The organism is Pantoea sp. Taur (assembly GCF_009830025.1).
Taxonomy (GTDB): domain Bacteria; phylum Pseudomonadota; class Gammaproteobacteria; order Enterobacterales; family Enterobacteriaceae; genus Pantoea; species Pantoea communis.
Genome location: NZ_SZZZ01000051.1, coordinates 1 through 3,525 on the forward strand (window position 1 = coordinate 1; position 3,525 = coordinate 3,525).

A 3,525-nucleotide genomic window follows, 5' to 3' on the forward strand; every position below is an offset into this window, starting at 1 on the left:
ATAATGGCGATGGCGCCAGGGCTGGTGCTGCCGGAAAGAAGAGTGCGGCATTACCCAAGGGCGGTAAAAAAGAAGCCGCAACGTTATCCGCTGCGGCCTCCATTAAGATCTTAACTGACAAGCATTACGACATCGCCGGCGTTTATTTGCGCTTAATTACTTCTTCTCAACCAGGAATTTCACTACGTTGGCATAATCGGCAACGAAATTGTCCATAGAGCTGGTGTCCAGGCCGCCGTTATTCACCATGTATTTGCCGTTAACGAAGATGGCTGGCACGCCCTGCAGGTTAAGATCGGCTGCCGCTTTCTGCTGCTGTGCGACCAACGCTTTTACCGCAAAGCTATTCCAGGCTGCATCATAATCTTCTGATGAAATACCAGCCGCCTGGATGAAGGTGGCTTTCAGGCTCGCCGCATCGGTAATGGTTTGGGTTTTCTGAATACCGTCAAAGATCGGTGCAGTGACTTTGCTTTCCACGCCCAGCGCCATCGCGACCGCCCAGGCTTGAGTCACAACAGGACCGAAGTCTCCGCCGAGGAAATCAACGTGATATTTCGTCACTTTAGTGTCTGCTGGCAGGTTCTTTTTCACGGCATCACTCACGTGATAGACGCGTTCGAACTGGTAGCAGTGCGGGCAGAAGAAGGAGAAGAACTCCAATACCTGTGGCTCACCAGCAACCGGCTTTGGCAGCGTGACGAATTGTTTGCCGTCATTGAACTGTGCCGCTGAGGCGCCAAATGCCAGCATTAAACCTACCAGCGCAAACATAATCTTTTTCATCGTGAAAAAATCTCCTGAGTACTTCATTAAAATTGCGGGCTAAGCTGCAACGGGGGTTGATGTAACAGCCTCTCCTGCTCGATAAATAGTGCAATCTGTCGGCGCCAGAAATCCTCATCGGTCATCCAGGGAAAGGCGCGCGGAAAAGCCGGGTCCTGCCAGCGGCGTACCACCCAGGCCAAATAATAAACCATGCGCATAGCGCGTAAAGGCTCAATCAGTGACAATTCATGTAAATCAAAGTCACTGAATTCATTATAAGCTTCCAGCAGAATATCCCACTGAATCAGCTGTTCCTGACGATCGCCGTTTACCAGCATCCACAGATCCTGCACTGCAGGCCCGTTGCGTGCATCGTCAAGATCGACAAACATCGGGCCATCGCGCCACAGGATATTACCTGGATGGCAGTCGCCATGCAGCCTGAGCGGCTGCCATTTATCATGCCAGCGCTGCTGTAGGGTGCCGATAAGTTTATCAACGGCGTTCAGCAGCGCATCCTTCAGGGCAGCCGGTACCAGCGTACTTTGCTCCAGCTCCTGGCGAGGTTGTAAGACATACTCTTCCAGGCCGAAGGTTGGACGCTGTTGAAACAAGCTCTGGCGGCCTGTTTGATGGATGCGACCAAGAAAGCGGCCCACCCACTCCATCTGTTCTTCATTATCGGTTTCATACTGTCGCCCACCCAGGCTTGGGAAAACGGCAAACATAAAACCGGCATGGTGATTCAGCGTACTGCCCTGCAGAGCCAGTGGTGCTGCAACAGGCACTTCATCGGCCAGCAGATCATGCGTGAACTGGTGCTCTTCGAGAATTTGTTGCGCACTCCAGCGTTGTGGGCGATAGAACTTAGCCACATAGCGACGTTTGTCGTCATCGCTGAACTGATAGACACGGTTTTCGTAGCTATTGAGGGCGGTTAAGCCGGATTCGACACGCAGACCCGCATCCCAAAGTGCATCCAGGATGACATCGGGGTCCAGCGTCTGGAAATTAAAGGCGGCTTCGCTCATCATTTTGCCTGTGTGTTACCGTTGCAAGGAATGCGCAAGGATAACACTACTCATCATCCTTAATCACACCGCGTGCACGTAATAGCGCGGTTTTGAAGTCCACTTCATAATCCTTTTTCAGTCCGGGAATTTCCGCATCGCAGCCAGCGTCACGCATTTTGAGATGGTAAATCAATATGTCATCGGTTAATTCACTTAATGGGCCACTGAAGCCTGATTCCTGCGCCAGTTTCTGTAAAAATGCCAGCAGGTTAAGGTCAGACTCCTTTTGCCAGGCCGGTTGCAGGAGTTCGAACAATTCATTAAGTCGGTGATATTTCATCATTGATTCCTCTATGCAGTGGTAGGCTGCCGTTATGCAAGTATCGTCCAGTATGATCAAGGAGACGAAAATGACCGCATTTACCGGCGTGATCCTCGCAGGTGGGCAAGGCAGTCGTATGGGCGGCCTGGATAAAGGGCTGCTGGAATTGCAGGGCAAACCGCTTTATCAGCACGTTTTGCAGCGTTTGATGCCACAGGTCAATATTGTGTTGATAAGCGCCAACCGTAACATTGATCGTTATCAGGCCAGCGGTTGTCAGGTCGTTACCGATTCAATGCCAGATTATCCTGGACCGCTGGCTGGCATATTAAGTGGTTTGCAGCACAGCAAAACCGAGTGGGTCGCCTTTTGTGCCTGTGATACGCCCTGGTTACCGGAGGACTTCGTTGCACGTTTATGGCAGCAGCGCGGCGATGCGCCTGCGGTTTGGGTACGATCAACGCAGCGTGATCATCCTGCATTGGCACTGGTCAATCGATCACTGGCCGACGATCTGGAAGCCTGGCTGCTTCGTGGTGAGCGGCGTTTAATGCAGTTTCTGCGTGAACATGGTGGGCATGCCGTGACGTTCACGGATTCTGAGTCAGCTTTCCGCAACATTAATACGCCCGACGATTTAGTTGATGGGGAAAAGCAGTGATGAGCGTGCCTTTACTGGCGATCGTTGCGTGGAGTGGCACCGGAAAAACCACTTTGCTTCAACAGGTGATACCGCTGCTTAAGGCTCGCGGTATTCGTTCTGGGTTAATCAAACATACCCATCATCAAATGGACATTGATACGCCGGGAAAAGATAGCTATCTGCTGCGAAAAGCAGGTGCCGATCAGGTGATTGTTGCCAGTACTCAGCGCTGGGCATTGATGTGCGAGACTCCTGATCAGCCGTTGAATATGTCGGAACTCGTCGCGCGGATGGACAGTTCCGCGCTGGATCTGGTGCTGGTTGAGGGTTTTAAAGATGAGCCAGTACCCAAAATCGCGCTGTGGCGGCGTGGTGTCAAAGGGGAATTTACTGATTTACTGGATGAATACGTAGTTGCGCTGGCCAGCGATGAGAATTTAACGATCGACCGGCCTCTTCTCGATATTAATCAGCCGGTTAAGGTTGCTGATTTTATTGAAAAATGGCTGAGAAAAGGTCAGTAACCCGGGGGTTTTATGATCGTCTGACTAAACTTCAGGCGTCAGTTTCAGACGTAAAACAACCCTGATTTCGCCGATCTGCACACGTAAAAAAACCCTGAACTTCCGTTCAGGGTTTCTTCACTTATTTAATGCCTGGCAGTTCCCTACTCTCGCATGGGGAGGCCCCACACTACCATCGGCGCTACGGCGTTTCACTTCTGAGTTCGGCATGGGGTCAGGTGGGACCACCGCGCTACAGCCGCCAGGCAAATTCTT

Annotated in this window: 5 protein-coding genes and 1 rRNA gene; 2 read left to right on the forward strand and 4 right to left on the reverse strand. The window is 51.6% G+C overall.

Annotated features, from left to right (window positions below):
- Positions 1–156: 156 nt before the first annotated feature.
- Genes dsbA through FD744_RS25135 form a run of 3 tightly spaced genes read right to left on the reverse strand, consistent with a single transcriptional unit; the run spans position 157 to position 2,121 of the window.
- A complete protein-coding gene (dsbA, locus tag FD744_RS25125) occupies positions 157–786 on the reverse strand; it encodes a thiol:disulfide interchange protein DsbA (RefSeq protein WP_034823914.1) in 630 nt (209 codons plus the stop codon).
- Positions 787–812: 26 nt separating this feature from the next.
- On the reverse strand, positions 813–1,799 hold the full coding sequence (locus FD744_RS25130; protein ID WP_038643999.1) for a serine/threonine protein kinase: 987 nt from the start codon (positions 1,797–1,799) through the stop codon (positions 813–815).
- A gap of 46 nt (positions 1,800–1,845) precedes the next feature.
- Positions 1,846–2,121 (reverse strand): YihD family protein, encoded by a 276-nt coding sequence (locus FD744_RS25135; protein ID WP_038643998.1) that lies wholly within the window; start codon positions 2,119–2,121, stop codon positions 1,846–1,848.
- A 70-nt stretch (positions 2,122–2,191) separates the two neighbouring features.
- On the opposite strand from FD744_RS25135, the gene mobA reads away from it, so the two are divergent.
- On the forward strand, positions 2,192–2,764 hold the full coding sequence (gene mobA, locus FD744_RS25140) for a molybdenum cofactor guanylyltransferase MobA (protein ID WP_160870016.1): 573 nt from the start codon (positions 2,192–2,194) through the stop codon (positions 2,762–2,764).
- Positions 2,764–3,270 carry a molybdopterin-guanine dinucleotide biosynthesis protein MobB gene (mobB, locus tag FD744_RS25145; protein ID WP_160870018.1) on the forward strand — a complete coding sequence of 169 codons (507 nt, stop codon included), beginning with the start codon at positions 2,764–2,766 and terminating at the stop codon, positions 3,268–3,270. Before mobA ends, mobB begins: the two co-directional genes overlap by 1 nt.
- Positions 3,271–3,400: 130 nt before the next feature.
- On the opposite strand, the gene rrf is transcribed toward mobB, so the two are convergent.
- Positions 3,401–3,516 (reverse strand): 5S ribosomal RNA (gene rrf, locus FD744_RS25150).
- Positions 3,517–3,525: the final 9 nt, after the last annotated feature.

Bases quoted from the DNA above. Each gene is read 5' to 3' on its own strand.
- dsbA (WP_034823914.1), bottom strand. From the start codon at position 786: ATGAAAAAGATTATGTTTGCGCTGGTAGGTTTAATGCTGGCATTTGGC.
- mobB (WP_160870018.1), top strand. From the start codon at position 2,764: ATGAGCGTGCCTTTACTGGCGATCGTTGCGTGGAGTGGCACCGGAAAA.
- mobA (WP_160870016.1), top strand. From the start codon at position 2,192: ATGACCGCATTTACCGGCGTGATCCTCGCAGGTGGGCAAGGCAGTCGT.
- FD744_RS25130 (WP_038643999.1), bottom strand. From the start codon at position 1,799: ATGAGCGAAGCCGCCTTTAATTTCCAGACGCTGGACCCCGATGTCATC.
- FD744_RS25135 (WP_038643998.1), bottom strand. From the start codon at position 2,121: ATGAAATATCACCGACTTAATGAATTGTTCGAACTCCTGCAACCGGCC.